Here is a 1,187-nt window from a genome sequence, read left to right on the forward strand (position 1 = left end):
GGGCTACGCTGAACAAGCCGCTGAATTTGCGACGTGTCGGCGATGTTGAGGTGTTCAGGTCGTGAAGCCGACCGTCACCCTTTGGCTTTTGGCCCTTGCGGGCATTGCACGCGGGCGTTTTGCCCGCGTTTCGCCCATTACGGGCACACCTGTGCCATCAATCGCGTGCGCGACAGGTACACGTTGGCGAGCGCCAGAGCTACGAAGGCCCGGTTCGCATTCTTCGCCAACCCGCGGTAACGCACCTTCGTGAAGCCCCACAGTCGTTTGACCACCGCGAAGACATGCTCCACACGCGCACGGATCCTCGACTTGTGGCGGTTCTTGCCGCGCTGCACCTCATCGACTGCACCCGCGCGGCGCGTGCGCTGATTCGTGAAGTCGCGCGCCTTCGGCGCTTTGCTGTGGATCAGCGCTTTCTGGCTGGCGTATGCGCTGTCACCGTACACCCGCCGCTCCTGGCCGTGCAGCAATTGCGGCAGCGGATGCTTGTCATGCACATTGGCCGGCGTGAGCACTGCGCTGTGCGCCAAGCCGCTCTGGCTATCCACGCCGATATGCAGCTTCGCGCCGAAGTACCATTGCTTGCCTTTGCGCGTCTGATGCATCTCGGGGTCGCGCGACTTCTGTTCATTCTTCGTCGAACTCGGCGCACCGATGATCGTGGCATCCACGATTGTGCCGCTCTTGAGTTTCATGCCGCTCGCCTGAAGCACCCGGCCGACTTCGGCAAACAGCTTCTCGCCCAGTTTGTGGGTTTCGAGAAGACGACGAAATTTGAGCAGCGTGGTGGCGTCTGGTACCGCCTCGCAGCCCAGATCAATACCTGCAAAGCGACGCAGACTGACGCTATCGTAAAGCGCCTCTTCACACGCGAAATCGGCCAGGTTGAACCAGTGCTGGATGAAATGGATGCGCAGCATGCGCTCCAGACCAATCGGCGGGCGACCATTGCCGCGCTTCGGGTAATGCGGCTCGACCACCGCGCACAACTCAGCCCACGGCGTAATTGCATTCATCGTATCGAGAAACTCATCGCGCCGCGTCCGTTTGCGGTGCGTCTCGAAACCCGCACCTTCATCAGCTGCCATTGCCAGCGTCTGCTGCTTCATCCTGTTCTGCCTTCCTTATCCACTCCGAGCTATAACGCTCGGAGTAGCTCTGCGGTGGACTTGATCAGCTTTGCC

General features: G+C 60.7%; 1 protein-coding gene. It reads right to left on the reverse strand.

What is annotated here, in order from left to right:
- Positions 1–137: 137 nt before the first annotated feature.
- Positions 138–1,112, reverse strand: a complete 975-nt coding sequence (locus GCT19_RS42135; protein ID WP_152855098.1) for an IS5 family transposase — start codon at positions 1,110–1,112, stop codon at positions 138–140.
- Positions 1,113–1,187 lie beyond the last annotated feature (75 nt).

It is taken from the genome of Paraburkholderia atlantica (genome assembly GCF_009362785.1).
GTDB lineage: Bacteria > Pseudomonadota > Gammaproteobacteria > Burkholderiales > Burkholderiaceae > Paraburkholderia > Paraburkholderia atlantica.

Excerpts from the sequence above, each read along its gene's own strand:
- GCT19_RS42135 (WP_152855098.1), bottom strand. The coding sequence starts at position 1,112 with ATGAAGCAGCAGACGCTGGCAATGGCAGCTGATGAAGGTGCGGGTTTC.